23 protein-coding genes are annotated in these 23,627 nt (G+C 45.1%); 13 read left to right on the top strand and 10 right to left on the bottom strand.

The genetic code is table 11. The features are described from left to right. Positions 1 to 24: 24 nt before the first annotated feature. Positions 25 to 1,200 carry a formate-dependent phosphoribosylglycinamide formyltransferase gene (gene purT, locus AC6R00_RS01645; protein WP_500639139.1) on the bottom strand — a complete coding sequence of 392 codons (1,176 nt, stop codon included), beginning with the start codon at positions 1,198 to 1,200 and terminating at the stop codon, positions 25 to 27. A 279-nt stretch (positions 1,201 to 1,479) separates the two neighbouring features. Between purT and AC6R00_RS01640 the strand changes: the two genes are divergently transcribed. After that, the gene (locus tag AC6R00_RS01640) at positions 1,480 to 2,685 is read left to right on the top strand and encodes a cyclic di-GMP phosphodiesterase (RefSeq protein WP_500639138.1); all 1,206 of its coding nucleotides are present in this window, start codon (positions 1,480 to 1,482) and stop codon (positions 2,683 to 2,685) included. 46 nt (positions 2,686 to 2,731) lie between these two features. On the opposite strand, the gene cdd is transcribed toward AC6R00_RS01640, so the two are convergent. The 4 genes from cdd to sbcB form a co-directional block, all read right to left on the bottom strand. Then, positions 2,732 to 3,619, bottom strand: coding sequence for a cytidine deaminase (gene cdd / locus AC6R00_RS01635; RefSeq protein WP_494505077.1), 888 nt, complete (start codon positions 3,617 to 3,619; stop codon positions 2,732 to 2,734). A gap of 243 nt (positions 3,620 to 3,862) precedes the next feature. Next, positions 3,863 to 4,540: a CidB/LrgB family autolysis modulator gene (locus tag AC6R00_RS01630; protein WP_500639137.1), complete on the bottom strand. Its 678-nt coding sequence runs from the start codon at positions 4,538 to 4,540 to the stop codon at positions 3,863 to 3,865. After that, positions 4,540 to 4,905, bottom strand: a complete 366-nt coding sequence (locus AC6R00_RS01625) for a CidA/LrgA family protein (protein WP_069666187.1) — start codon at positions 4,903 to 4,905, stop codon at positions 4,540 to 4,542. Before AC6R00_RS01625 ends, AC6R00_RS01630 begins: the two co-directional genes overlap by 1 nt. A 145-nt stretch (positions 4,906 to 5,050) precedes the next feature. Then, positions 5,051 to 6,475 carry an exodeoxyribonuclease I gene (sbcB, locus tag AC6R00_RS01620; protein ID WP_500639136.1) on the bottom strand — a complete coding sequence of 475 codons (1,425 nt, stop codon included), beginning with the start codon at positions 6,473 to 6,475 and terminating at the stop codon, positions 5,051 to 5,053. A 207-nt stretch (positions 6,476 to 6,682) separates the two neighbouring features. On the opposite strand from sbcB, the gene AC6R00_RS01615 reads away from it, so the two are divergent. Then, positions 6,683 to 7,066, top strand: a complete 384-nt coding sequence (locus AC6R00_RS01615) for a hypothetical protein (protein ID WP_500639135.1) — start codon at positions 6,683 to 6,685, stop codon at positions 7,064 to 7,066. 229 nt (positions 7,067 to 7,295) lie between these two features. Here the strand turns inward: AC6R00_RS01615 and AC6R00_RS01610 are convergent, their stop codons facing one another. Next, positions 7,296 to 8,669, bottom strand: a complete 1,374-nt coding sequence (locus AC6R00_RS01610; protein WP_500639134.1) for an L-cystine transporter — start codon at positions 8,667 to 8,669, stop codon at positions 7,296 to 7,298. Between the two features lie 177 nt (positions 8,670 to 8,846). Then, complete coding sequence (locus AC6R00_RS01605; protein WP_500639165.1) at positions 8,847 to 9,458, bottom strand: Rossmann-fold NAD(P)-binding domain-containing protein; 612 nt, start codon at positions 9,456 to 9,458, stop codon at positions 8,847 to 8,849. 592 nt (positions 9,459 to 10,050) lie between these two features. Here AC6R00_RS01605 and AC6R00_RS01600 point away from each other — a divergent pair. The 9 genes from AC6R00_RS01600 (at position 10,051) to btuD (ending at position 18,517) form a co-directional block, all read left to right on the top strand. After that, a complete protein-coding gene (locus AC6R00_RS01600; RefSeq protein WP_500639133.1) occupies positions 10,051 to 10,662 on the top strand; it encodes a flavin reductase family protein in 612 nt (203 codons plus the stop codon). A gap of 9 nt (positions 10,663 to 10,671) precedes the next feature. Then, the gene (gene cobT / locus AC6R00_RS01595; RefSeq protein WP_500639132.1) at positions 10,672 to 11,703 is read left to right on the top strand and encodes a nicotinate-nucleotide--dimethylbenzimidazole phosphoribosyltransferase; all 1,032 of its coding nucleotides are present in this window, start codon (positions 10,672 to 10,674) and stop codon (positions 11,701 to 11,703) included. Then, a complete protein-coding gene (locus AC6R00_RS01590) occupies positions 11,703 to 12,476 on the top strand; it encodes an adenosylcobinamide-GDP ribazoletransferase (RefSeq protein ID WP_500639131.1) in 774 nt (257 codons plus the stop codon). The genes cobT and AC6R00_RS01590 overlap by 1 nt, the downstream gene beginning before the upstream one ends. Further along, positions 12,476 to 13,027 (top strand): bifunctional adenosylcobinamide kinase/adenosylcobinamide-phosphate guanylyltransferase, encoded by a 552-nt coding sequence (cobU, locus tag AC6R00_RS01585; protein ID WP_500639130.1) that lies wholly within the window; start codon positions 12,476 to 12,478, stop codon positions 13,025 to 13,027. Before AC6R00_RS01590 ends, cobU begins: the two co-directional genes overlap by 1 nt. After that, positions 13,027 to 13,656 (top strand): histidine phosphatase family protein, encoded by a 630-nt coding sequence (locus AC6R00_RS01580; protein WP_500639129.1) that lies wholly within the window; start codon positions 13,027 to 13,029, stop codon positions 13,654 to 13,656. Before cobU ends, AC6R00_RS01580 begins: the two co-directional genes overlap by 1 nt. 13 nt (positions 13,657 to 13,669) lie before the next feature. Next, positions 13,670 to 15,460: a M3 family oligoendopeptidase gene (locus AC6R00_RS01575; protein ID WP_500639128.1), complete on the top strand. Its 1,791-nt coding sequence runs from the start codon at positions 13,670 to 13,672 to the stop codon at positions 15,458 to 15,460. A 203-nt stretch (positions 15,461 to 15,663) separates the two neighbouring features. Continuing rightward, positions 15,664 to 16,692, top strand: a complete 1,029-nt coding sequence (locus AC6R00_RS01570; protein WP_500639127.1) for a succinylglutamate desuccinylase — start codon at positions 15,664 to 15,666, stop codon at positions 16,690 to 16,692. Between the two features lie 87 nt (positions 16,693 to 16,779). Beyond that, positions 16,780 to 17,775 (top strand): vitamin B12 ABC transporter permease BtuC, encoded by a 996-nt coding sequence (gene btuC / locus AC6R00_RS01565; protein WP_500639126.1) that lies wholly within the window; start codon positions 16,780 to 16,782, stop codon positions 17,773 to 17,775. Beyond that, the gene (gene btuD, locus AC6R00_RS01560; protein WP_500639125.1) at positions 17,762 to 18,517 is read left to right on the top strand and encodes a vitamin B12 ABC transporter ATP-binding protein BtuD; all 756 of its coding nucleotides are present in this window, start codon (positions 17,762 to 17,764) and stop codon (positions 18,515 to 18,517) included. Before btuC ends, btuD begins: the two co-directional genes overlap by 14 nt. A 314-nt stretch (positions 18,518 to 18,831) precedes the next feature. Here btuD and AC6R00_RS01555 read toward each other — a convergent pair whose 3' ends face one another. Beyond that, a complete protein-coding gene (locus AC6R00_RS01555) occupies positions 18,832 to 19,407 on the bottom strand; it encodes a nucleoside triphosphate pyrophosphohydrolase family protein (protein WP_500639124.1) in 576 nt (191 codons plus the stop codon). Positions 19,408 to 19,591: 184 nt separating this feature from the next. Between AC6R00_RS01555 and AC6R00_RS01550 the strand changes: the two genes are divergently transcribed. Beyond that, entirely contained in the window at positions 19,592 to 20,677 is a 1,086-nt protein-coding gene (locus AC6R00_RS01550) for a sensor domain-containing diguanylate cyclase (RefSeq protein WP_500639123.1), read from the top strand. A 48-nt stretch (positions 20,678 to 20,725) separates the two neighbouring features. On the opposite strand, the gene AC6R00_RS01545 is transcribed toward AC6R00_RS01550, so the two are convergent. Together AC6R00_RS01545 and AC6R00_RS01540 are read right to left on the bottom strand one after the other, a co-directional pair. Continuing rightward, the gene (locus AC6R00_RS01545) at positions 20,726 to 21,298 is read right to left on the bottom strand and encodes a DUF1415 domain-containing protein (RefSeq protein WP_500639122.1); all 573 of its coding nucleotides are present in this window, start codon (positions 21,296 to 21,298) and stop codon (positions 20,726 to 20,728) included. Further along, positions 21,295 to 22,530: an MFS transporter gene (locus AC6R00_RS01540; protein ID WP_500639121.1), complete on the bottom strand. Its 1,236-nt coding sequence runs from the start codon at positions 22,528 to 22,530 to the stop codon at positions 21,295 to 21,297. The genes AC6R00_RS01545 and AC6R00_RS01540 overlap by 4 nt, the downstream gene beginning before the upstream one ends. 111 nt (positions 22,531 to 22,641) lie before the next feature. Here AC6R00_RS01540 and AC6R00_RS01535 point away from each other — a divergent pair, with 111 nt between their 5' ends. Beyond that, on the top strand, positions 22,642 to 23,511 hold the full coding sequence (locus AC6R00_RS01535; protein ID WP_500639120.1) for a LysR family transcriptional regulator: 870 nt from the start codon (positions 22,642 to 22,644) through the stop codon (positions 23,509 to 23,511). Positions 23,512 to 23,627: the final 116 nt, after the last annotated feature.

The following is a 23,627-nucleotide window of genomic DNA, read 5'->3' as shown; positions in this document are numbered from 1 at the left end:
GCCTTTTAGTTTCGATAAAACGACTTAGTAAATGATTTTTACTTTATCTGCGCTTTGTTTAGCGTCTTCGATCGCTTGCTCTACAGAATCACGTCGAGTAATCGCGACCCCTAAACGGCGGCGTCCATCAATATCGGGTTTGCCAAATAGTCGAAGCTGAGTCTGTGGCGCAGCTAACGCATCGCCTAGGCCTTCGAAGCGAACATCATTTGATGTTCCTTGCCCTAAGATAACGGCTGAGGCTGCTGGGCCGTACTGAGTAATCCCAGCGATTGGCATACCTGTAAATGCACGAACATGTAGAGCGAACTCAGAACTGTCTTGTGACATTAGAGTGACGAGGCCAGTATCGTGTGGGCGAGGTGAGACTTCGTTAAAGATAACCGTGTCGCCTTTGGCAAACAGCTCAACACCAAAGATGCCGTAACCGCCAAGTGCATTCACCACTTTACCGGCAGCATCTTGGGCAGCGGCTAGCGCGTTGTCTGTCATAACTTGTGGCTGCCAAGATTCACGGTAGTCTCCATCTTCCTGACGATGACCAATTGGCGCACAGAAATGTACACCATCAACAGCGCGAACGGTGAGCAAAGTGATCTCGTAATCGAAATCAATAAACCCTTCTACAATGACGCGACCTGCTCCAGTACGTCCGCCTTCTTGTGCATAGTTCCAAGCCTTATCAATATCTTTAGCACTTTTAATGACACTTTGGCCTTTGCCTGAAGAACTCATGACCGGTTTACATACACACGGCACACCAACTGCTTCTACTGCGGCAACAAACTCTTCATAGCTGTCTGCAAAGCGATAAGGGGATGTGGTTAAGCTTAGCTCTTCTGCGGCTAAGCGACGGATCCCTTCACGGTTCATTGTTAGCTTTGTTGCCTTCGCTGTTGGCACGACGTTCAAGCCTTGGGCTTCTAATTCTACTAACGTATCGGTCGCGATGGCTTCAATTTCAGGCACGACATAATCAGGCTGTTCTTTTTCGATAATAGCTTGCAGCGCGTCACCATCGAGCATATCTAATGTATAGCTGCGATGGGCAACCTGCATCGCTGGTGCATTTTCGTAACGATCGCATGCGATCACTTCAAGACCAAGGCGTTGGCATTCGATGGCGACTTCTTTACCGAGTTCACCCGAACCAAGAAGCAGAACGCGAGTTGCATGATTTGCTGTTGCAGTACCGAACATAATTAACCCTAAAATGTAAGAGGAATAGAAGGTTTTGCGAGCATGATACTCATTGGTAAAAGAAAAGCAAACGTTTGCTTTGTGGTGTTTGGTTAATTTTAGTGGTGGAGTACTGCGAGACAAGAGCGATGAAAATTACGATTTCGATAATTCTCAACTTTATTACCGCTTTTTGGGTGTTTATTGAGCAATTGCAATCACTTATTACGTAAATACTCAGCATTAGAGTTATAATCACTAACAATAATCAACTCTAATAAGAATACGGCTACTAACTTAATGCAGTTCGACCCAGAAAAATCCATAAAAATACCAATCGGTACGCTGACCGTTGGCATGTTTGTGACTGCAATCGAAGACAGTAAACGCGTCAATCTCGCCAATGCGGGGCGTGTGCCGTCTGAAAAAGCAGTCAAACAGCTTGTTAAAAATGGAGTCAAATTTGCTTGGGTAGACAAGGAGTTGTCAGTAAAAGGGAGTGTTTTTAAACCCGTTAAGGTTGTGGAAGAAACTGAATCGCCACAAGAAGCATCAACACCAGTGAAGCGGAAAAAGGTGAGCCGCTTTTCACAGCAAAAGAAAGCGCAGAAAATCATCAAAGAAGCAAAAGGGCTGGCTAACAGGATTCTGACGCAAACTTTTGAAGGTAAGCCAATACATGTCTCCGAACTGGATGATCTCGCAGACGACATGATCGAATCCGTGTTGCTTGATTCAGATGCATTGCATTGTGTGTCTGCACTGCGCAATAAAGATGAGTACTTACTTGAACACTCAGTCAATGTTGCGACTTTACTCGTGACATTTGGTAAACATCTTGGCCTGCCGAAAGAGACGCTAAAACAAATGGCGATTGGTGGCATTATGCACGATGTTGGCAAAATTAAGGTTGATGATAAAGTTCTGCACAAACCTGCTCGGTTAACACCCGAAGAGTTCGAGCATATGAAGCTTCATCAGGTTTACGCGAAAGAGATCATCACTACGGTTACAGGTTTGAGTGATGTTAGCCGCGACGTTTGTTTGATGCATCATGAAAAACTCGATGGGAACGGCTATCCAGCGGGGCTAAAAGGTGATGAAATCCCTCTACACGGTCGTATGAGCTGCATCGTTGATATCTATGACGCGTTGACTGCCGATCGCTGTTACAAACAAGGCATGAGCCCAGCAGAAGCGTTTAAAATACTCTTGAGCTTAACACCGAATCATTTAGACAAAGAGTTGGTGTACAAATTCATCAACTGTATTGGCGTTTTCCCTGTTGGGGCTTTGGTCGAGTTGAGTGATGGACGTGTAGGTATTATTTGGACTTCGAATTCCCACGAACCGCTAAAACCAGAAATCAAATGTTTCTATTCGCGTAAGTATCACCGTTTTGTCGATGTAAGTTTTGTCGATATGAAAACAACCAAACTAACGATTAAAAAGGCGATAGCCCCTAGTCAGTTAGAAGTCGACCCCAAACCGTTTTTCGATGTTTAACCCCGAATTGATACAAAAAAGGCGCTAATTTAGCGCCTTTCTCAGTTTAAAGTTCCAAGTAAGTGATTGGAATATCAGGGTTTAGTGCTTCTAGCGTCGCTTGTGTGTTAGCTAGATGGCTGATAGTACCGTCTTCTACTTCTACCAAGGCCGCAGAATCAATACTTTCGAGCTCCTTACGGTCTAACAGTAACTGGATCAACGCAACCTGAAGTGGCGGTAGGCTTGGGTTAAATGCAGCGTTTTCTGCATATGCGCCTTGATATACTTTGCCATCTTTGGTCTTAATCGCGACACCACTTAAGTTATGTGTGTAAGGGGCATGGCTACGATTTAAGGCAGCGACGGCCAGTTGTAATAGCTCATCTTGCTCTTGTGTCTGTTTTCCATGGTCAACAGAGGTCATCAATGCGGATTCGATGCCAAGATCTGAAGGGCCAAACGATTCTGGTAAGTAGTAATGAAGTGGCTGACCTTCACGTTTCGGCAGTTGGATCTTTAGCTCGTTAGCGGTTGAAAGCTCATTCATAAACTGACGACAGTGACCACAAGGGCTGTAGTTGATCGTGATGTCAGCAACGCCTTGTTCACCCTTCATCCACGCATGGCTGATGGCTGATTGCTCTGCGTGAACGGTTTGCCCTAGTTGAACGCCGTCAAACTCGACATTCGCGCCGAAGTAGAGTTTGCCAGATAGGCCGCGAACAATTGCACCCACATAAAACTTAGAAAGCGGAGCATAGGAATAAGCGGCTGCAAATGGAAGTAGCAATACTCGTAGTTCTGCGTCATCAAGACCTGAAATAGCGAGGAGTTGCTCAAATTGCTCTGAAGAAATCGTCGCGTCAAAATCGTCAGCAAGAAGAATAGGAGATAAGAAATCTGCTACGTTTTGTGGCACTTCAGATAGCGCCTGTTCAATGCGGCTTCTCATAGTGAGTCCTTTAATAAACATCGTTGATATCTTTGAGTTTAGAGCCAGATACTGGTGTGTAAACTCCGATATTGGTATTACATTTTATGTAAAGATGAGAATTATTCGGCGATCAAGATCACAAAATATATTGTAACGATATTGTCTGTTGCATTATTTGAGTGATGTCACACATGATAACGATTACAGGCGAGAAATTAGTGATGTGCGTCGAGCCGCTAGTTGCAGCTCGACATCAATTACTTACGCTGACAACCAGACTGCCAAGGTGAAGAAAGAAGGTGCTAGGATTGAGGTGATAACACCGCACACCACAAGTGCTAGAGAGCTAAAGGCCGCATCTTGACCGTCTTTCTCAGCGCAGGTTGCTGTCCCCAGCGCGTGGGAAACCGTCCCCATCGTGAGCCCTTTGGCAATAGGGTGAGTGATGTTCAGTAAGTTATAAATCGGATAAGCCATAATCGCACCGAACAGGCCAACGATTAAAACTAGTATGGCGGCGATGGCGGGCTCACCACCAAGGTGACTAGAAACCTCCATCGCAATCGGTGTGGTCACTGATTTACCCAACAAGCTTGCGATTAGAGAAATATCTGCCTTTAAGTAAACGGCAATCATGCTTGCGGTAAACATCGACATGATACTGCCCACACCGCACGCCAGCATAATGATACGCCAATTGGCTCGGATCTGTGGTAATTGCTCAAATAGAGGATAAGCCAGCGCGACTACTGCTGGTTGCAGTAGATAATTAATCCACTGATTGTCGGCATAGTAAGTTTCAAATGGCACTTTCAGGTAAGTCAGCAGTGGAATGAGAACGGCTAGGCTCACCAATAAAGGATTCATAAAAGGGCTTTTTACTTTTTGGCATAGCCAACGTGCGGCAAAGAAAACAACAATAGTGACAAGTAACCACATTATTTTTGTCCTCCTTTAAGCATGCGATCGAGCATTAACCCCAAAACGACCAGTACGATGAGAGTACCACCTACAGCACTTGCTAAAATCGGTAAGGCGTTAGCGATTAGCATATCGAAATGCTCCATCAAGCCAACACTGATAGGGACGAATAGCAGCACCATGTAGCGAATAAAGAGAGAGGCACCGGGTTTAACCCAGTCTGAAGGCACGAGTCCGCTCGCAAGCAAACCAAACAAAATCAGCATACCGATGATGCTGCCAGGAATAGAGATACCTAATAAGTGTTGAATATTAATGCCCGCGACAAGGCACAAAAATATCAGCCCCATAGATACGACGTATTGAAGCAAAGTTTTCGCCATAGTGTAGAGTCGTCCAACTGCAGAACCTCCAGATTGCTGAAGGCTCGAATTATTCAAATGCCTAACTTAGAGTTTTGATTAGTATTTAGAGAGTTAGGCCAGGTTGTAGGGTGCAGGACTTGGTTACTATTTTTAATTTTGACTACTAGGATACTCGCTTTTGTACGTATTGGTAGATAGATTTTAAAATAGCGATTTTCTTTTGGTCACTTTCATGTTCGTGAACTAAGTTTTCCAAATTTATCATGTAGTCTTCAATACGACTTTCGAAGTAGTCACGACAGTGCGTCGCCCATCGCTGTTGTTCTGACTCATCGAGCGTCCACGGGAAGTTTCGCGCGCGATAACGGAACAGCAATGGCGCAATGCGGTCATCACTAAATGAAATATCAAGCGCAGATAGATTGTTTGGGTCAGTTTCACGAATGATGTTCATCGCCGCTTTATCTGCCGGAGAGAAGAAACCATCGTAGAGCATGCTATCGACATCATTGCTCTTTTCATATTCCCGCTCAATGCCATAAACACCAATCAGCTTTTCACGAACCTCAGGGTGCTTGCGGAGCAGAGCTAGATTCTCTAAACATTTCTCTCGGTCAATGCCAATGTTCTCGGCGTTTTCAGCAGTGAGTGTTTTGGCTGGAGCGAGAATAGGGCACTTATTAAGGTGGATAAGCTTAACAGGGACTGGAAGCTCGTCAGGCGCGAGGTCAGAGCGCTTAGTATATAGTCGCTCATTAAGCTGCTCGGTATCCAAATCCAATAGGGCTTGCGGGTCTTTCGCCAAATCAACACAAATAACTGCGTTTTGATTCGTCGGGTGCCAAGCAACAGGAACAACCCAGCTAGTGTAGTTACACTCTTTGCCCAACATGCCTGAAACATGCATCAAGGGTGTCATGTTCACGATGTCGATCAGTTCATTCAACTTGCGCTTGTGACGCATGCTTAGGAAGTAATCAAACAATTTTGGTTGAGCCGCTTTAACCTTTTTGGCCATTTCAATCGTCGCGATAACATCCGCCATAGCGTCGTGCGCGTTTTCATGTTCAATGCCATTGGCAACAGATAAATGCTCAAGCTTAAAGCTGATAAAACCTTCATCGTTCTCAGGCCAGTTTACCCCTTCTGGACGAAGCGCATAACAAGCACGCATGACATCAAGCAAATCCCAACGAGAGTTACCGTTTTGCCAACTCCACGCATAAGGGTCGATAAAGTTTCGGTAACAGGTGTAGCGCGTTACTTCATCATCGAATCGGATACTGTTGTAGCCCAAACTAATGGTGTTTGGCGTTGCCAGTTGTTCGTGGATCTTTGCGATAAACTCGGGCTCAGAAAGACCTTGGCTTTCAGCAGTTTGCGGAGTAATACCTGTAATTAGTGCGGCTTCTGGTGCCGGAAGATAATCCGCAGGCGGCTGACAATAAATAACAAGAGGTTCACCAATAATATTGAAGTCCATATCGGTACGAACACCCGCAAACTGACACGGTCGATCTTTCGCTGGGCTAGTACCCCACGTCTCGTAATCAAAAAAGAAAAACGTAGGCTGATGCTCTTGCTGCATTGTCTTTATTACCAAGGGTTTGAAATCTACCTCGGTATTAGACCATTGGCAGCCACCAAGCGCAATTGTGAGAGAGGAATAAGGCGATAAGAGATGGTTTTTTGGGCGAGTCACCAGTGTTAGAGCTTGATTATCAATGTCTGGTGATTTTATAGTCAGTGTTAGCGCTGTGCATAGTGCATTCCAACAGTTAGGAGCCTCTAAGTAATGAACATTATTGAAGTAATAAAAAAAATCGATCAGTACGAAATATCGTTTGAAGATTTTGCCCTCCTTAGCGAAGGTGATGATCTGGCTAACTTTATCAATTCGTTCTCAATGACTGTTGCGCAGCAGTTTATGGCCGATGACATTGATTTTGATGTAGCGGATGGAGCGATGAACTATGTCTGGGATTTTATGATCAATGATGTTTTCGGAACTCAAGAGGGGAATTCTGTTCCTAGCCCGGCTTATGATATCTATGATGCATTTGATATGGGAGAATATCATCATTCTGGAGACCCAAAGAATGTTTGCCCAGTTGAGAAGTATACTAAGCCATATTTAGACGAAATATTACGTGAATACAGCCATATTAAAACTATTTAGCTATTCAATTACATGAAATACCAAAATGCGGCTTGTCGTTAAAACCCTGACAATACTAAGGAGCCGGGGAATTTTAGTAAGTTTGAAGATTTTTAGCCCGATGCTTAGTTGATTGTTAGTGAAAATTAACCAAAGTTGATTGAGAACAAGTAACAGTCTCTTTGTCGAATGAAAAACGAATAATGGCCGACTGTTGTCGACCATTTTTCGTTTTAAGAAGAGTAGAGCGTTATGCTTGCTGGGTTTCTAGCTCTTCATCTTTTACGGTTTGCTTCATTAAGCGACTGGTAATGGTACCTGCTGTCATTGCACCCGATACGTTTAATGCGGTACGTGCCATATCAATAAGTGGTTCGATAGAGATCAATAGCGCGGCAATCGCAACAGGTAAGCCCATTGCTGGTAGCACGATAAGAGCCGCGAACGTCGCGCCGCCACCTACACCTGCGATACCAAATGAGCTAATCACAATAATAGCAATCAAAGAAAGAATGAAGTTGATGTCCATTGGGTCAATGCCAACACTTGGCGCAACCATAACTGCCAACATCGCAGGGTAGATACCCGCACAGCCGTTCTGGCCGATAGTGGCACCAAACGAAGCTGATAGGTTAGCGATTGCTGGTGGAACGCGAAGCTTGTTGATTTGCGCTTCAACGTTTAAAGGAATTGTTGCCGCTGAGCTACGTGAAGTAAAGGCGAAAGTCAGTACTGGCCAAATCTTCTGGAAGTACTCTTTAGGGCTCACGCCGACAAAAGAGACGAGCACACCATGGACAACGAACATCAGTGCAATCGCAACATAAGAAGCGACAATGAAGCCTAACAGGTTAAGAATATCGGAGGCACTTGAGGTCGCAACCACTTTTGCCATTAGCGCAGCGATACCATAAGGCGTAAGTGCCATGATCATCTTAACTAAGCGCATAACAATAGATTGAGCCGCTTCGACAAATGTGCGAATTGGTAATTCAAGCTCTTGTTTCTCAGCCATTACTTTACGTGCAGCAATACCAGTGAGTACACCAAAGATAACTACAGCGATGATCGAAGTAGAACGAGCACCTGTCAGGTCGGCAAAGGGGTTGGTTGGAATAAAGCTAACCATCATTTGTGGGATGGTGAGGTCACTCACGCGATCGGCACGCGTTTCTAGGGCTGCGATACGTGCTGTTTCGCGGGCACCTTCCGTTAAACCTTCAGCACTTAGACCAAATGCTTGAGTGACAACGATACCGATCAAAGCGGATATTGCCGTCGTTGCCAGTAACACTGAAATAGTTAGCCCCGAGATCTTACCCAGCGCGCCATCTTTCTCTAGCTTGACGACCGCGGCGATCATCGACACCAATACTAATGGCATGATGATCATTTTCAACAGGCCAACATAGCCACGACCGACCACATTTACCCACTCAAGCGTTTGAGCGATAACAGGATTACCTTCGCCGAAGATGAGCTGTAACGCTAAACCGAAAGCACTACCAAAGACGAGACCAAGTAACACGAGACGCGATAAAGTGTTCTCTTTTTTCTGCTGTCCATAGAGGAAAAAGAGAATGCCAACAAATACCGCTAGCGAAGCGATAACCACTACTGACATATTTACATATCCTTTAGTTTTTAATGACGATATTGATAGAATTAATATCTTATGGAATTTGATTCGGTATGAAGGGTAATGATTTGAAATACCCAATTGAAGTTACAAAAGGGCATTAAATATAGCTAACGGTTATTAAGTGCGGAAGATGTTCACATAACAGTGAAATTGAGCGGTTTATTGATACTTTTTAAGCACTTTTCGCATCGCAACGCTATCGGCCGTTTCTCGTTTTTTATTGGAGTGGGAAAAAAGCAGATACTGCATCGCCAATGCGACGTCAGAGGCTTCAATCGGAATGAGCTTGGCAAGCGGACCAATCATTAGTGGCTGACAAATCTTCAGCATGGTTTGGGTGACGACTTCGTCTTTACGTGGTTGTTCTCGTAACCCTTTTAAAGGACCTGGACGAACGAAGAGGACACGATCAAAGCCCATGCGTTCAATGGTTAGCTCCATGCGTCCTTTGCATCGCAAGTAGTGAGAAAATGAACGGGCAGATGCCCCGTAACTTGAGACGACGGCTAACTGCTTTACACCGAGTAACTTCATTTCTTGAGCGACATCACACACCAGTTGGTAGTCAACGTTTTCTAATGCTTGTTTGGAGCCTGCTTGTTTAAGTGTTGTACCTAGGCAGATAAAACCAAACTCCGGTCGTGGTTTGTCTTCATCCCACTCTTGAATGCGTAGTTCTGGATGCTGAATCTCTTCAAGTTTGGAGTGAAAAAAGGGAAGTTTACGACGAGTCAGAGCGTAGATATGTTCAATTGGTTCGCGTTCCAACATCTGCTTAATCAGCTCGTTGCCGATCAGACCGGTACTGCCCGCTGTAATTACAGTGATGTTGGTTGAGTTATCCAAGATGAACAAGCCTATCTTAAAAGTACATATTGACGAATGATTGAGCATCTTATAATCAAGCAGGAAAGTCTGTGATCTGCGACAAGGTTGATGCACCAAGAAAGAAACTTGTACCGCAGTTTTGAGTGAGAAGAGTAATCGGAACAATTAGACCTCGCGCTGGGCGAGGTCTGTTCTAAGGTTTATGTTAATGATAGAGGGACTTTCTTTTGGTTGCGTTGTTGTGGTTTGTTCTGTTTTTGTTTTTTCGAATGTTGATTGGCAATCATAAAACCTCCTTGCACTATCAATCGGGAGAAAACAATGTCACGACGAAATTTAATGCACAGTTTGTGCCGTTATAAACGCTCTCCCTAACCTAAAAGATAGGCGTATTTGGCGAAAAATTTCAGTTTTGTGGTCAAATTCGGAATCGTTTTGCAAATTGGCGAGGTCAATGAACCATGGATAAAGCGTGTTAACTGTTTGATTTCAAGTTACACTCAAGCCAATAGGAACCGCTCAGAAAGGAAAAGGGATGAACATCGAGCTCAGCACGCTGGCCCCCACCCAAATTTATCATTTGATGACACAAACCGTCATTCCAAGACCTATCGCTTGGGTATTGACCGATTCAGAACAAGACAACTACAACCTTGCGCCATTTTCTTACTTTACGGCCGTTTCAAGTAACCCGCCTTTGTTGATGTTTTCTGTGGGTAAAAAGCCTTCAGGAGAGGTGAAAGACACAACACGGAATGTCTTAGAAACCGGAAAAATGGTTATTCATATCGCTCATCATGATTCTGCCAATGATGTGACTCAAACTGCTGCAACGCTTGAACATGGTGAGTCTGAAATTGAAGCAACGGGGATAGAGCTGACGGATTTTGATGGCTTCGATTTACCAAGGGTTAAAGACTGTCCTATTGCGTTTGCGTGCAAACTGTATGAAGTGAAAGAGATCGGTGAAACACCACAAAGCCTTATCTTCGCCGAAATTGAAAAAGTATATATTGCACCGGAGGTTATCGGCGAGTGCAGCGACCGCTTAGTGGTTGATGCACTTAAAGTGAACCCTCTCTCGCGTTTAGGTGGTAGCCAATATGCCACGCTTAATAACGTTTTCTCTGTTGCTCGACCTAAATAGATTAATACTATGCTAGACCAAACTCATTCAGATGCTATCTGGCATCGTATTAACCAAAAAACCAAACCACTCGGTGCGTTGGGTCAATTAGAAGACCTTGCCCATCAAATCGCATTGATTCAGAGTCAGGGTAGAAGTGACGTCGTCACCGCTATTGAAGTAACTAAGCCGACCGCGATTGTTTTTGCTGGAGATCATGGCATTGCCGACGAAGGCGTCAGTATTGCACCGAGTGCAGTAACCCAACAGATGGTGCTTAACTTCCTAGCGGGTGGTGCAGCAATTAACTGTTTTTGCCGAACCAACAAAGTAGAGCTGGTAGTGGTGGATACCGGAATCCTATTACCCGTGGAGCATGACACCAGTGCGTTTATTGTTCAGCGACTCGGTGAGCGCACTAACAACTTTTCTCATCAATCGGCGATGAGCCTTGAGACGGCGCAGCATGGCATTGATTTGGGTAAACAGTTAATAACCAATATCATCGATTCTGGTTCAAACTTGGTGATGTTTGGTGAAATGGGAATTGGCAATACCAGCAGCGCTGCCGCCCTTCTAAGTGCTCTGAGTGGTAAAAATGCCGAGGAGTGTGTCGGTCGTGGAGCTGGTATCACTGACGAACAGCTAGCGAAGAAAGTCGAGTTGGTTGAAAAAGGTGTCTCGCGCTGTAAAGGTTTGGGCGTTATCGAAGTGCTGGCTGAAGTCGGTGGTTTTGAAATTGTTCAGATGGTTGGCGGTTTCTTAGCCGCAGCAGAACGCCAAATACCAGTCATTGTCGATGGTTTTATTGTTTCGGCCGCTGCTTATGCTGCATCACTGATTAATCCAAACTGCCGCGATGTCATGATTTTCGCTCACCAATCGCATGAAGCGGGGCATCAACACTTATTGTCTGAACTCGACGCCAAACCTTTATTGGATCTTTCGCTTCGATTAGGTGAAGGAACAGGGGCAGTGCTCGCGATGCCGTTAGTTTATGCTGCGACTGAGTTTTATAACCATATGGCAAGCTTTGAAGAAGCAGGAGTCGTGGTCGACTGATGCCTTCACTCAAAAATCAATATCAGTTATTCATGCTTGCATTGGGGTTCTTTTCTCGAATCCCAATGCCGAAAAATATCCCCTACAGCGAAGAGCGAATGAACCAAGCAGGGCGATACTTCGCTTTGGTCGGTTTATTATTGGGAAGCCTGTGCGCTGCGGTGCTGTGGAGTGCTCAACTGCTTTTCCCGGCGAGCGTCTCTATCTTCATAATGATGGTGTTTAGCCTGTTGCTAACAGGGGCTTTCCATGAAGATGGATTAACTGATATGGCAGACGGCATCGGTGGAGGCATGACGATTGAGCGCCGTCTTACCATTATGAAAGATAGTCGTATCGGCACCTATGGGGCTAGCGCCTTGGTCATGGTACTGCTTGGTAAGTTTGTTTTATTGTCTGAGCTGATCCAGTTTGAGTCGTTCTTGTTGTTTGTGGTGGTTGCCTATACGTTAAGCCGAGCCGTCGCTGCGTCGCTTATCTACGATATGCCCTATGTGAGTGACACAGACACCAGTAAGAGCAAACCTTTAGCGCAAAAACAGTCACGAGTAGAGTTATGGGCGCTGCTGACGATAGGTCTACTGCCATGTTTGATGCTTGGTTTAAGCACAACGGTCTGGCTAGTGGCTGTGGTATTAACATTTAGGGTGCTGTTTAAGCGTTGGTTAACAGTACGTATCGGCGGGTTTACTGGTGATTGCTTAGGTGCGGCTCAGCAAATTGGCGAGTTGCTTATTTATCTCACCTTGATTGCGATACAGGTAAACAGCTAATGACGATTCATTTGGTTTTAGGCGGTGCCCGTTCGGGCAAATCGAGTTTTGCAGAAGCTCAGACTGACATGATGAGCGCGCATAAAATGAAACACTATGTGGCGACTGCGATTGCATTTGATGATGAGATGAAAAATCGCATTGCACATCATCAAGCTTCGCGCGGTGAGAGTTGGGTCGAGCATGAGTGTTCAGTTGATTTAGTTAAGCTCATCCCGCAGTTTAATTCTTCAGATGTGATACTGATAGATTGTTTGACCTTATGGCTGAATAACGTCATCTACAACGAGGGTGAAACGCTTACTGAAGTTGAAATTAAGCAGCGGGTAGAGGCGCTGGTTCTCGCTCTTCAACAGTCGAAAGCAGATATACTGCTCGTTTCGAACGAAGTGGGGCTAGGGGTGATTCCTCTGGGCGAAATTTCGCGTTTGTTTGTCGATCACGCAGGTTGGATGAACCAAGCGATAGCCAAGATTGCAGATAAAGTGACATTTGTTGCCGCAGGTTTACCGATGACTTTGAAAGAGACCAATGACTTTGATAAAAGCTGATGAGTGCCAACGTGACTAAAACGATCAATATCTATCTACTTCGTCATGGAAAAACAGTCGGTGAGCCCGCACTTTATGGCCATACCGATATTGAGGTTGCACCTGAAAGGCAAGTAGAGATTTGCCGCTGTTTACTCGATGAGAAGCTCGACTTTTCGGTAGTGCAAACTTCTCCACTCAAACGTTGCAGTGACCTAGCAAAGCTTATTCATGCAAATAAGCCTGAATTGGAGCTTGTTGTTAAGTCTGATTGGAAAGAGACCTACTTTGGCGAATTAGATGGTGTCCCTTTTGAACAGGTGAAATCGTCATGGGATCTATTGGATGCATTTTGGCAAGACCCAAAACAAAACCCATTACCAAAGGCTGAACCGCTTGGCGATTTTTATCTCAGAGTTTCAGTGGCTTGGGATGCATTTTCCAAAACTGTCGATAAAGACACACTAATCGTATGTCACGGCGGTACGATTAGAATGATTCTTGCAAAGATACTCCAGTTAGATTGGAGCAATGCCGCTCTCTACTCGACGTTAAACATTGCTCATCAATCTTTAACTCACATACAATTTACCAAAGCAGACCAAGACTACTTTCGCGTCTGCATGATAGGGAAACCGTTAATCGGATAGCTAAGGAAATAACATGACCTCACCTAGCTGGAATTTATCCATCGCTTATCAAAACCTTAATGACCCAAAAATTGAACAAGATATCGAATTGATCAAACAGTGTATTCAAGCTCTTGGCTCGCACGTAGACAATCGTGAGTCGGTATCTGTTACACAAAATGCCATTCAAACCAGTGAAGCAGCAGGCAAGCTACTGTCAACAATCAATACTTTTGCTCAGTGTCATGCCTCTATTGATGCGACAGACGCTCTGGCAAAAGGGCTAGTGGGCAGAGTAGCAAAACTAAGCTCTGAGCTATCTCAAGCGTTTGCCCCTTACGAAGATACGCTGACTAACGCTCCAGATAACTTCATTGATGATGTTCTAAGTCATGAAAGCCCAGATGTTGCTGGTCAGGCATTTCAGATTGATTGTACTCGTAAGCTCGCAGCTACCAAGCTTAGTGTGGCTGAAGAGCAATTGCTTACTGCCATGGAAGTCGACGGACGTGATGCGTGGGGCAGATTGTACGACAATATCACCGGGTCGTTACAAGTCACGCTCGCTGATGGGCAAGAAAGCAAAGTCGGTTTTTCGCAAGCCGCTAGTATCTTGTACGGAACTGACTTTGAACAGCAAGAGCCAGCTTGGCGTGGTATCCAATCTGCAATGAAAGACAATCAAGAGTCATTCGCGGCAATTTTAAATGCTCTGGCAGGTTGGCGACTCACCGAATACCAAAAACGTTCGACGAAGCAAGACGTCCATTTCTTAGACCCAAGTTTGCATGGTAGCCGAATTCAAGCGGCGACGCTGGACGCCATGATGTCGACTGCAAAAGACAATCGCGGTATTGGACAAAAAGCAGGGCAGTTGATGGCGCGAGTTCACGGGCTGCAACAGATGCGTCCTTGGAACCACCTTGCTGGAATGCCGAGCTTAACTGAGGCAGAACCTACGATTTACAGTTTTGACCAAGCGATTGAGATCATTCGTGCTGCCTTTGCGCAAGTGGATGCCGAGATGGCAGAATTTGTCGATTTGATGGTTGAAAACGGTTGGATTGATGCTGAGCCAACAGAAAACCGCCGTTTAGGTGCGTATTGCACGAAATTCGCTGCCACACGCACACCCCTAGTGTTTATGACTTGGGGCGGCAGTCGCTCAGATCTTCTAACACTAGCACATGAACTGGGTCATGCATTCCACAACTGGGTTATGCGTGATATGCCTCTTTGCCAGACTCGCTACCCAATGACGTTAGCAGAGACGGCGTCTATTTTTGCTGAGAACGTTGTTCGCGACTACTTGTTAGAGCAAGTGGCAAATCTCGAAGAAAAGTTAGAAATGCTGTGGGAAGAGCTTTCAAGTTGCTATGCACTAATGGTGAATATTCCAGTCCGCTTCGAGTTCGAAAAACGTTTCTATGAGCAGCGCAATGAAGGTGAACTGACCGCACCGCAGTTGTGTGAACTGATGAGCGAAACGTGGAGCGAATGGTATGGTGACTCTATGTCAGAGCCAGATCCATACTTCTGGGCAAGCAAGCTGCATTTTTCTATCTCTGAAGTGAGCTTCTACAACTATCCATACTTGTTTGGCTACCTATTTAGTATCGGTGTTTACGCCCAGCGCGAAAGCAAAGGTGAGCGCTTCTACAGTGACTACGTTAATCTGTTGCGCGACACGGGCTCTATGATGGCTGAAGAGGTAGTAGATAAACATCTTGGTATGGATTTATCGCAAGCGGAGTTCTGGCAACAGAGCATTGATCGAGTAAAAGCGAAGATTGATGAGTTTGAATTGTTGCTAGATCAAAAATAAACAGCTTAAAATCATGATAATATCAATTAGCCGGGCGGAAGCTCGGCTAATTTGTACAGCGAGAGCCTTCTTTTCCTCCCCTTAGTGAGGAAATTGATAAATTACGATGAGGCACAGGATTTGTGTCAATAAGTGGGATCGCTCCTACATAATTTGTCTGAACAATTCATTAACATACCCGCTGTGCAATAAAGGAGTAGCGCATGACGAAAACCCTCTTTCGCCAATCTTTTCTTTTTGACAGCTTAGACTTAGAACAAGAGATGCCAGCAAGTGAGATGACAGTTGCTGGTGGAGTTGTCTTTAAATTACATCAACGTGGTGTGCTGGAGGTGATTCCAGCGAATTTTTCTGAAGAGAGTAAGCACATCATTATTTCGTGTGGTATTCATGGCGATGAGACCGCACCGATGGAAATTGTCGATAAAATCATTACAGACATTCAAACTGGTTTTCAGCCTGTTACTGAACGGCTGCTGTTTATCAATGCTCACCCAGAAGCGACCAATGCTCACACTCGATTTATCGAGATGAATCTAAATCGTCTGTTTGATGATAAAGAGTATGAGCCTTCAAAAGAGCTTGAGATCGCGAAGGATCTTAAGCGAGTCGTCACCGAGTTTTATCAAGATACGCCGCAAGATAAACGTTGGCACTTGGACTTGCACTGCGCGATTCGCTTATCGAAGCATTACTCATTTGTCGTTAGCCCTAAAGTTCGCCACCCAGTTCGTAGCGAAGCCTTGATGGAGTTTGTCTCTAGTGCGCATTTAGAAGCAGTGATGTTCTCTAACGCGCCTTCAAGTACCTTTAGTTGGTTCAGTGCTGAGAACTTTGGTGCTCAAGCTCTGACGGTGGAGCTCGGTCGAGTGGCTAAAATTGGCGAAAATGAGTTAGATAAACTCGTCGCGTTTGACTTAGCGTTGCGTGACCTGGTCTCAAGCAGCGAATCTGAGCATTTACCACGTAAACCGATCATGTATCGTGTCAGCCGCACTATCGTGCGAATTCATGATGATTTTGATTTCCTCTTTGACGATAACGTCGAAAACTTTACCGCATTTAAGCATGGCGAAGTGTTTGGTCATGATGGAGATAAACCATTAATGGCGAAAAATGAAGGTGAGGCGATTGTCTTTCCAAACCGACATGTTGCAATTGGTCAACGTGCGGCATTGATGGTCTGTCCGGTGAAAACTCGCTATGAAGAAGGGCAGATAGTCTACGATTAAAATCAATAGAGGCTTTCTATTTTAATGGCTTAACGGTATCGTTAAGCCATTATTTTTTTAGGGTTTACCCGGCTATTTAGCGACAACATGGAATTTACTCAGCTCTTGGAACGTAGGCGTCAAAGGTGGATGCGCTTTGGCCTACTGTTTATCGTTTCCTTATTACTCATCAGCAGTTTGTATTTGGTTGTTGGCGAGGTGTTCATTTCTCCCTTTCAAGAGCTCTCTTCTCTTCAGGAGCAATTAATTCTTCAGCTTCGTCTACCGAGGTTGTTTGCCGCAATTGCTGTTGGCGCCGCATTGGCCGTTTCTGGGGCAGTACTTCAAGTATTATTGGGCAATGTGCTTGCCGAACCAGGAGTGTTAGGTATCTCCGGTGGCGCCAGTGTACTTATGGTGCTGGTGCTATTCTTTATCCCCGCTTTGGCAACTCCAGTTGGCTTTATGCTTGCTGCCGTAGTGGGGGCTTTAGCGTTTACCCTGCTTCTAGTCTTTGTAGCAAAGAGAATGCGTTTAACCACGACACGACTTCTTCTGGTGGGGGTAGCATTAGGTATCCTTTCCGGCGCAGTGGTCACATGGGCTTTTTATTTCAGTGATGACCTCAGCCTACGTCAGCTCATGTATTGGCTAATGGGCAGTATCGGCGCTGCCAGTTGGTATCACCACGTGCTAACGCTGATTTTGATCCCGGTACTTATCTGGCTATGTTGTAAAGGAACATTGCTAGATAAGCTGATGATGGGAGAGCAGCATGCTAAGCAACTTGGTGTTGATGTCGATGAAGCACGTTGGAAGCTGATTTTTGCCGTATCAGTCTTAGTCGGCGGTGCGGTTGCACTGGGCGGAGTCATCGGCTTTGTTGGTCTGGTTGTCCCTCATCTACTTAGGCTCGCATTCGGTAGCGAAAACCGCTATCTATTGCCAATTTCGGCCCTTGCAGGGGCAACCTTAGTGGTGTTTGCCGACCTTATTGCTCGTACGGCGCTCAACTCTGCCGAGTTACCATTAGGTGTCGTGACTACGTCAATAGGTGCCCCTATCTTTATTTGGATGCTGGTGAGTAATCATGATTCACGTTAATAGCCTTTCTGTTGGTTCGCGATTGCTACCACTTTCCTTTGAGGTGATGCCGGGAGAGATCCTACATGTGATTGGCCCTAACGGTAGTGGTAAAAGCACTTTGCTTTCCGCCGTCGCGGGGTTATTAGACTTTGAAGGCGAGGCGAAGATCTTCGACCAGAAGGTGAAAGGTGCCTCTATTGAAGCTTTATCAATTACTCGGGCATTTCTGGCGCAAAGTGACCGACCTGCATTCAACCTTGACGTGGTGCATTACCTATCTTTGTCTTTACCAACGCTAGTATCTTCTGATTCTCCTCAGCTAACAGCTGTGATTGAAGAGCTTGCGACTTTACTAGAGATTGATGACAAGCTAAATAGATCGATTCATCATTTGTCTGGCGGTGAATGGCAAAGAGTCAGGCTGTGCGCGATCTGTTTGCAGATCTGGCCAACATTAAACCCCCACGCAAGATTACTGGTTCTCGACGAGCCCGCAGCCCCCCTCGATATTGGTCAAGAAACGCTTCTGTATAAACTGATACAGCGTGTCGCAGAAATGGGCATTACTGTGCTTATGTCTAACCACGATCTCAATCGTACACTTAAGTATGCGGATAAAGCACTGTTGCTAGAGAAAGGGGTGCTGCAAAATGTTGGCGCGGTAGATGAGGTGTTATCTGTCTCTGAGTTGTCGCGAGTATTTAGAACTGAGGTCAAGCGTGTAGTTGTCGAAGGTTCTCCCGTCCTTTTGTTTGATTAAGCTTTTAAGATCAACTGCTTTTAGTTACCACTAAAGGGTTATCTTTGGTGCGCCTTGCACTTAAATCGATCGTGTCTACACACAGTGCGTGACGGTGGATTTTTAATTGTGTTTAAAATCAATGGGTTAAAGTTTTTTCGAAATTGGCACACTATTGGCAACACTAAGAACGATACATTCTCGTTCTTGTTAGGCGGATTCAAGCGGAAGTAGGTGACTGTAGGTGGGAACTTATCTGAAGTTTGATGAAGCCATGTTTTGACTATGGCAGCTTACGCCACCTAAGGGGTTACCCAAAGGTGGCGTCTTTTTATCTATTTGGTCAGTGGTGCTAAATCCGCAGGGCGGTAGTAAACAGATTTCAGCACTTTGCCTTGGCGAATTGTCTTGCCTTCTGAAACAAAGTCTTCAGCACATTTTGCGATGATGTAATCACCTTTTTGTACCGCCATCAGCTTGATGTCTTGCTCTGCATAATGCGCTTCGGTTTCCGCGTATTCTTTTTCGTTGCGGCATACTTTACTCATATTGCTTGAATGCACTTCATCCCAACATGGTAAGAACTCAATTCCTCGGTTTACAGCCACATTAAGCAGTAAGTCGATGAGGTAGTTGATCGCGAGGTTATCTTCAATCTTATCGTGGCCTAGGTGCACCAAACGTCCCATCAAAACATAAACGCTGTCGATAATCGCGTCCGCTTGTTCTGTCTTATTATCCGCTTCTGCAAGTTCTGTTAGCTCTTCGATAGCTAGAGAAGTGTGCAGCGTGTCTGCTTTATCGTCTAAACTTTCAGGAGAAGCTACAGGTAAATCGAAAGTACTACGAAACTCAGAAATGTCTCGGTAAAGGTGATCAAAAATATCGTTGGTCAGTTTTGAAAGGTGCATATCCATTAATCCGGATGTCTGTAAGATTGAGCAATACTACCAAAGCCGTTTAGGTCTCGCCATGTAGCGATAGAAATTAATGGGCTGAACGGCAAATATTTAGGCGGCAAAATGAGAAAACAGTTGCATTAAAGATTTCGCTAACTCTATCTTAAATAATAAGATTCTTAATTGGTGGAAAGTTATGGTCGCAGAGAGTGAAAGTGAGAAAGTGATACGCAGTTTGTATCAAATCACTAATGACTATCAGAAAGGGTTTGATATTCAGGTAAGCCAACTGATTATGATGGGGTTAGAGCGCTTCGACCTTGATATCGGCATTTTGTCTCACATCGAAGGCAACAAATATACCGTGCTTCACTGTGTAACTCCCGAAGGCGTAGAGCTAGCGGTGGGTGACACTTTTGAATACGACCATACCTATTGTCAAATTACCTGCAGTTCATACGGCCCCGTCATGATTGAAAATATGGGCGAAAACGATAAGTATGCGACACACCCTGCCTATCAAGCATTTGGTTTAGAATCCTATATTGGCGTTCCAATTTTCATTGATGATGAGATTTTTGGAACGCTGAATTTTTCTTCCGCCGTGCCATATCCGCGAAAGTTTAAAGAGATCGATGTAGATGCGCTTAAGCTGATGGCGTCTTGGATCGAAGTAGAGCTGATTCGTAGGAAACAGGAAGAGCGTTTGCAGCAGCTGAATGCGCGTTTAGAGTATCAAGCTTATCACGATGCCCTAACGGGGGTTGCCAACCGTCGCAGTATGTTCAAAACCGTCCACCTAGACATCGAACGAATGAAACGTGCGGGTGGTAAGGGAACACTAGCGGTTATCGATATCGACCACTTTAAACGTGTCAATGATACCCACGGGCACCAGGTCGGTGACAATGTCCTGAAAAAGGTGGCGACAGCAATTAAAGCCCAGTTAACGGAAAGTGATTTTATTGCGCGTTTTGGTGGCGAAGAGTTTGTTATTTGGCTTCCAGAGCGAGAAGTGGAAATGCGGCGTGAGTTGGTCGAGAAGATACTTACTTGCGTCAATAGCATCGAAGTTGATGACAAGCCGATAACTGTTTCGATTGGTTCCTGCGAGTTTGATTTTGTCAACTTGGGGCATGAACAATGTGATAAGGCCACACTAGATGAAATTATTCACGTTGCGGATGATAACCTCTATGCCGCAAAAGAAGCGGGTCGCAATACCTCGATTCATTCAAGTTGGTGTGATTCCAGCACCGCTCACAGCGAGGCACTCAAATAGGACACGAAAAGAAAAAGCGCCAAGTGGCGCTTTTTAGTATGAGGTTGCTTAACGAAACAAATAAGGGAAAAGCTTTCTACGCTCATCGTTAGTAAGTGACTCCACTCTTGCTATGTTGGTATCCGGTATCGCCTCAGGGTTAGGGTAGTGCTTGAGGACTTTTTCCATACTCTCTTCACGTATAAGGTGAAACACCGGGTACGGTGAGCGATTGGTGAGGTTTTCATCGTCTTCTGGTTTTGCGCCGCCAAAGCAGTAATCAGGGTGGAAGGTCGCCAATTGAAAAATACCTTCCCACTCTTGCTGTCGGATGAGTGCTTCAATCCAATCTATAAACAAGTTGTAGTCGTAAAAGTCGCTCAACATATTAGGAACAGCAACGAGCGTTGTTTCTAGTTCTTCAGGCTCGGTTGCATCTAGCTCCATCAGTTGGGTTAGGATATCTTCAAGTAACGCCTCTTCTTTGCTCGCTTCACTAACAAAGATTTTGATCTGCTTATTACGTTGCGGCTTTGCGGCAAAAGGGCATAGGTTAAGACCGATCACGACATCATTGAGCCATTGATTAACGGCGCTTTTTACTTGTTCGACATCAGTTCGGGTTGAGCTATTGGTGGTCATTTTGCTTCCAATTTAGAATTTGGCGCAAGAATAGCAGAATCTTCAAGCTGTGGCTTGTGCTCTTCCCATTTTGATAGCTTGTGGCACAGAGCAAAAATAGTCGCGTAGAGCAATGACCCCCCAGCGATCACATAACTCCACCCACCGTGTTGCCAACAATAGATCAAGAAGAAACCGCCAATACTGCCACCAACATAGTAGTGAACCAGATACAGTGCCGTTGCGGTTGCTTTTGCGTGTGTAGCTTTTTGGCTGACCCAAGCGTATGCCAAGGTGTGGGTGAAAAATGCGCCGAAGCTAATAAGCAACAATCCCATCATCATAAAGGCTAAAGAATCCACATAGGCGACAAGCATACCTAATAGACTGATGACGGTTCCTGTTACCATGCCAGAGACGCTTTGGTGTCGTTTACTCCACACGGAAGTGAGTTTAGAACTTAAGGTTCCAGAGAGATAACAAAGGAAGATCAGTGATGCTAATCCGATCGGTAAGTTATGTGGCGCTGCGACGAGACGGAATCCCATCACGGAATAGAGGTTAACAAACAGTGCGAAGTTTACTCCGCCAATCAACATCGCGATCCAAATTGTTTTGTTCTGTAGATGCTTAACCACAGCGCGATTGTGATAGCGAAGCATACCCCGCTGCGGAGTGAAATTGTTTTGTTTAGGCAAGCTAAATGCGACCACAAGTGCGCCAATCAGAGTGAATGCCGCCATGCTGATGACCGCTTGTTGCCAGCCGAACGCATCGGTTAGGGTACCACCGACAATACGCCCCGTGATGCCACCTAAAGAGTTAGCCGCAATATAGCCGCCGATGGCTTGACTGAACGCTTTGACTGACAGCTCTTCCACCATGTAAGCCACAGCAACAGACGCAAACGCGGCTAGTGCAATGCCCATCAAAGCTCGAAGTAACACAAGCATCACAATCGATTCGCTGATGAGCATTGCTAAACCAATAAAGGGCATTGCGATCAAACCAAGCAGCATGACATTACGTCGCCCAATAGATTCCGAAGCTACTGCCCAAGGGACCAAAGAGACGGATAAGGCAAGCGTACTTGCTGCGAACACCCAGTTAACTTGTGTTTCTGTCACTTTAAAGTGCTGAGCCATGTAGGGCAGCATGGGTTGAAACAAGTAAAGATTACAGAAAACGAGAAAAGAGCCTAAAGCGAGGCTAAAGGTAACTTGCCGATATTGTTTGGTTTTTAGTTCAATCATAGGTGGTTTTGTCAACAGACCCTAGTTATGTGAGCAAAATATCAGTCCGTTGGTGATATATAAAATATATTAAAAATATTAACCTGATATATTTTTTATATGGTGATTTGATTGGACTCGAAACATCTCAAACATTTTGTTGCGGTTGCCGACCACGAAAATTTTACTCATGCAGCAAAAGCACTACACATCGCTCAACCAGCACTAAGTATTTCAATTAAGAAGCTAGAACAGAGCTTGGGCGTAGAGCTGTTTCGACGAGAAGATAGAAAAGTCTCATTGACGGATGAAGGCACTGTTTTGTACGACCATGCAAAGCGGGTTCTTCAGCAGCTCGACGATGCACAGTTAGCCATTAATGAGTTAAAGGGTCTTGAAAAAGGAGAGGTTAGGCTCGGTGCTCCTAGCATGATGGGCTCGTATTTTTTCCCGGAAGTCTTGATGGCGTTTAAGAGCCGTTATCCAAATCTCAAGCTCACTCTTGTTGATGCTGGTACACGCTCAATTCGACAAATGCTTCTAGATGGTGAACTGGATATTGGTGTCATTAACGATGAAAATGTGCCTGATGATCTGGAAACTGACCATCTACTCCAGTCAGAAATGGTGGCGGTGGTGTCCAAAGAGCATGAGTTTGCTCAGCGGGAATCAATCAGCTTTGAAGAGTTTTTTGACCATGAACTGGTGATGTTCAAGCCTGGTTACTTCCATCGAGATTTTATTGAAAACCAAGCGACCCAATGCCGTAAAGAGATGAAGTTTTCGTTTGAAACTAACTTGTTGCCTATGATTCTGAGTATCGTCAAACATGAGTTTGCCATCACGGCATTACTGGAGCTAGTGACACAGCATGAGAAAGATGTTGCTGCTGTCCCTTTTCATGACAGGGTTCGGCTTGATTTGGCGCTAGCGTGGCGAAAAGATGGTTACCTATCAATAGCCGATAAAACCTTCATCGAGTTTGTGAAGCAATACGTCTAGCATTACTAAGTCTCTGCAAATATCACATTTTGTTGTTTCTCTATCGCGCTTGGGCGAGAGATGGAGTAGTTTGGATCTACTTAATAAACTTAGACTGAAGGGTAGGGAAACCATTC

It is taken from the genome of Vibrio sp. R10-SF1-ISO8 (assembly GCF_059833805.1).
The sequence above is the reverse complement of the archived record's forward strand: the minus strand, read 5'-3'. Positions and strand labels throughout refer to the sequence as shown.

Coding starts and splice junctions, on each gene's coding strand:
- purT (WP_500639139.1), bottom strand. CDS start 1,200: ATGTTCGGTACTGCAACAGCAAATCATGCAACTCGCGTTCTGCTTCTT.
- AC6R00_RS01640 (WP_500639138.1), top strand. CDS start 1,480: ATGCAGTTCGACCCAGAAAAATCCATAAAAATACCAATCGGTACGCTG.
- cdd (WP_494505077.1), bottom strand. CDS start 3,619: ATGAGAAGCCGCATTGAACAGGCGCTATCTGAAGTGCCACAAAACGTA.
- AC6R00_RS01630 (WP_500639137.1), bottom strand. CDS start 4,540: ATGTGGTTACTTGTCACTATTGTTGTTTTCTTTGCCGCACGTTGGCTA.
- AC6R00_RS01625 (WP_069666187.1), bottom strand. CDS start 4,905: ATGGCGAAAACTTTGCTTCAATACGTCGTATCTATGGGGCTGATATTT.
- sbcB (WP_500639136.1), bottom strand. CDS start 6,475: ATGCAGCAAGAGCATCAGCCTACGTTTTTCTTTTTTGATTACGAGACG.
- AC6R00_RS01615 (WP_500639135.1), top strand. CDS start 6,683: ATGAACATTATTGAAGTAATAAAAAAAATCGATCAGTACGAAATATCG.
- AC6R00_RS01610 (WP_500639134.1), bottom strand. CDS start 8,669: ATGTCAGTAGTGGTTATCGCTTCGCTAGCGGTATTTGTTGGCATTCTC.
- AC6R00_RS01605 (WP_500639165.1), bottom strand. CDS start 9,458: ATGTTGGAACGCGAACCAATTGAACATATCTACGCTCTGACTCGTCGT.
- AC6R00_RS01600 (WP_500639133.1), top strand. CDS start 10,051: ATGAACATCGAGCTCAGCACGCTGGCCCCCACCCAAATTTATCATTTG.
- cobT (WP_500639132.1), top strand. CDS start 10,672: ATGCTAGACCAAACTCATTCAGATGCTATCTGGCATCGTATTAACCAA.
- AC6R00_RS01590 (WP_500639131.1), top strand. CDS start 11,703: ATGCCTTCACTCAAAAATCAATATCAGTTATTCATGCTTGCATTGGGG.
- cobU (WP_500639130.1), top strand. CDS start 12,476: ATGACGATTCATTTGGTTTTAGGCGGTGCCCGTTCGGGCAAATCGAGT.
- AC6R00_RS01580 (WP_500639129.1), top strand. CDS start 13,027: ATGAGTGCCAACGTGACTAAAACGATCAATATCTATCTACTTCGTCAT.
- AC6R00_RS01575 (WP_500639128.1), top strand. CDS start 13,670: ATGACCTCACCTAGCTGGAATTTATCCATCGCTTATCAAAACCTTAAT.
- AC6R00_RS01570 (WP_500639127.1), top strand. CDS start 15,664: ATGACGAAAACCCTCTTTCGCCAATCTTTTCTTTTTGACAGCTTAGAC.
- btuC (WP_500639126.1), top strand. CDS start 16,780: ATGGAATTTACTCAGCTCTTGGAACGTAGGCGTCAAAGGTGGATGCGC.
- btuD (WP_500639125.1), top strand. CDS start 17,762: ATGATTCACGTTAATAGCCTTTCTGTTGGTTCGCGATTGCTACCACTT.
- AC6R00_RS01555 (WP_500639124.1), bottom strand. CDS start 19,407: ATGCACCTTTCAAAACTGACCAACGATATTTTTGATCACCTTTACCGA.
- AC6R00_RS01550 (WP_500639123.1), top strand. CDS start 19,592: ATGGTCGCAGAGAGTGAAAGTGAGAAAGTGATACGCAGTTTGTATCAA.
- AC6R00_RS01545 (WP_500639122.1), bottom strand. CDS start 21,298: ATGACCACCAATAGCTCAACCCGAACTGATGTCGAACAAGTAAAAAGC.
- AC6R00_RS01540 (WP_500639121.1), bottom strand. CDS start 22,530: ATGATTGAACTAAAAACCAAACAATATCGGCAAGTTACCTTTAGCCTC.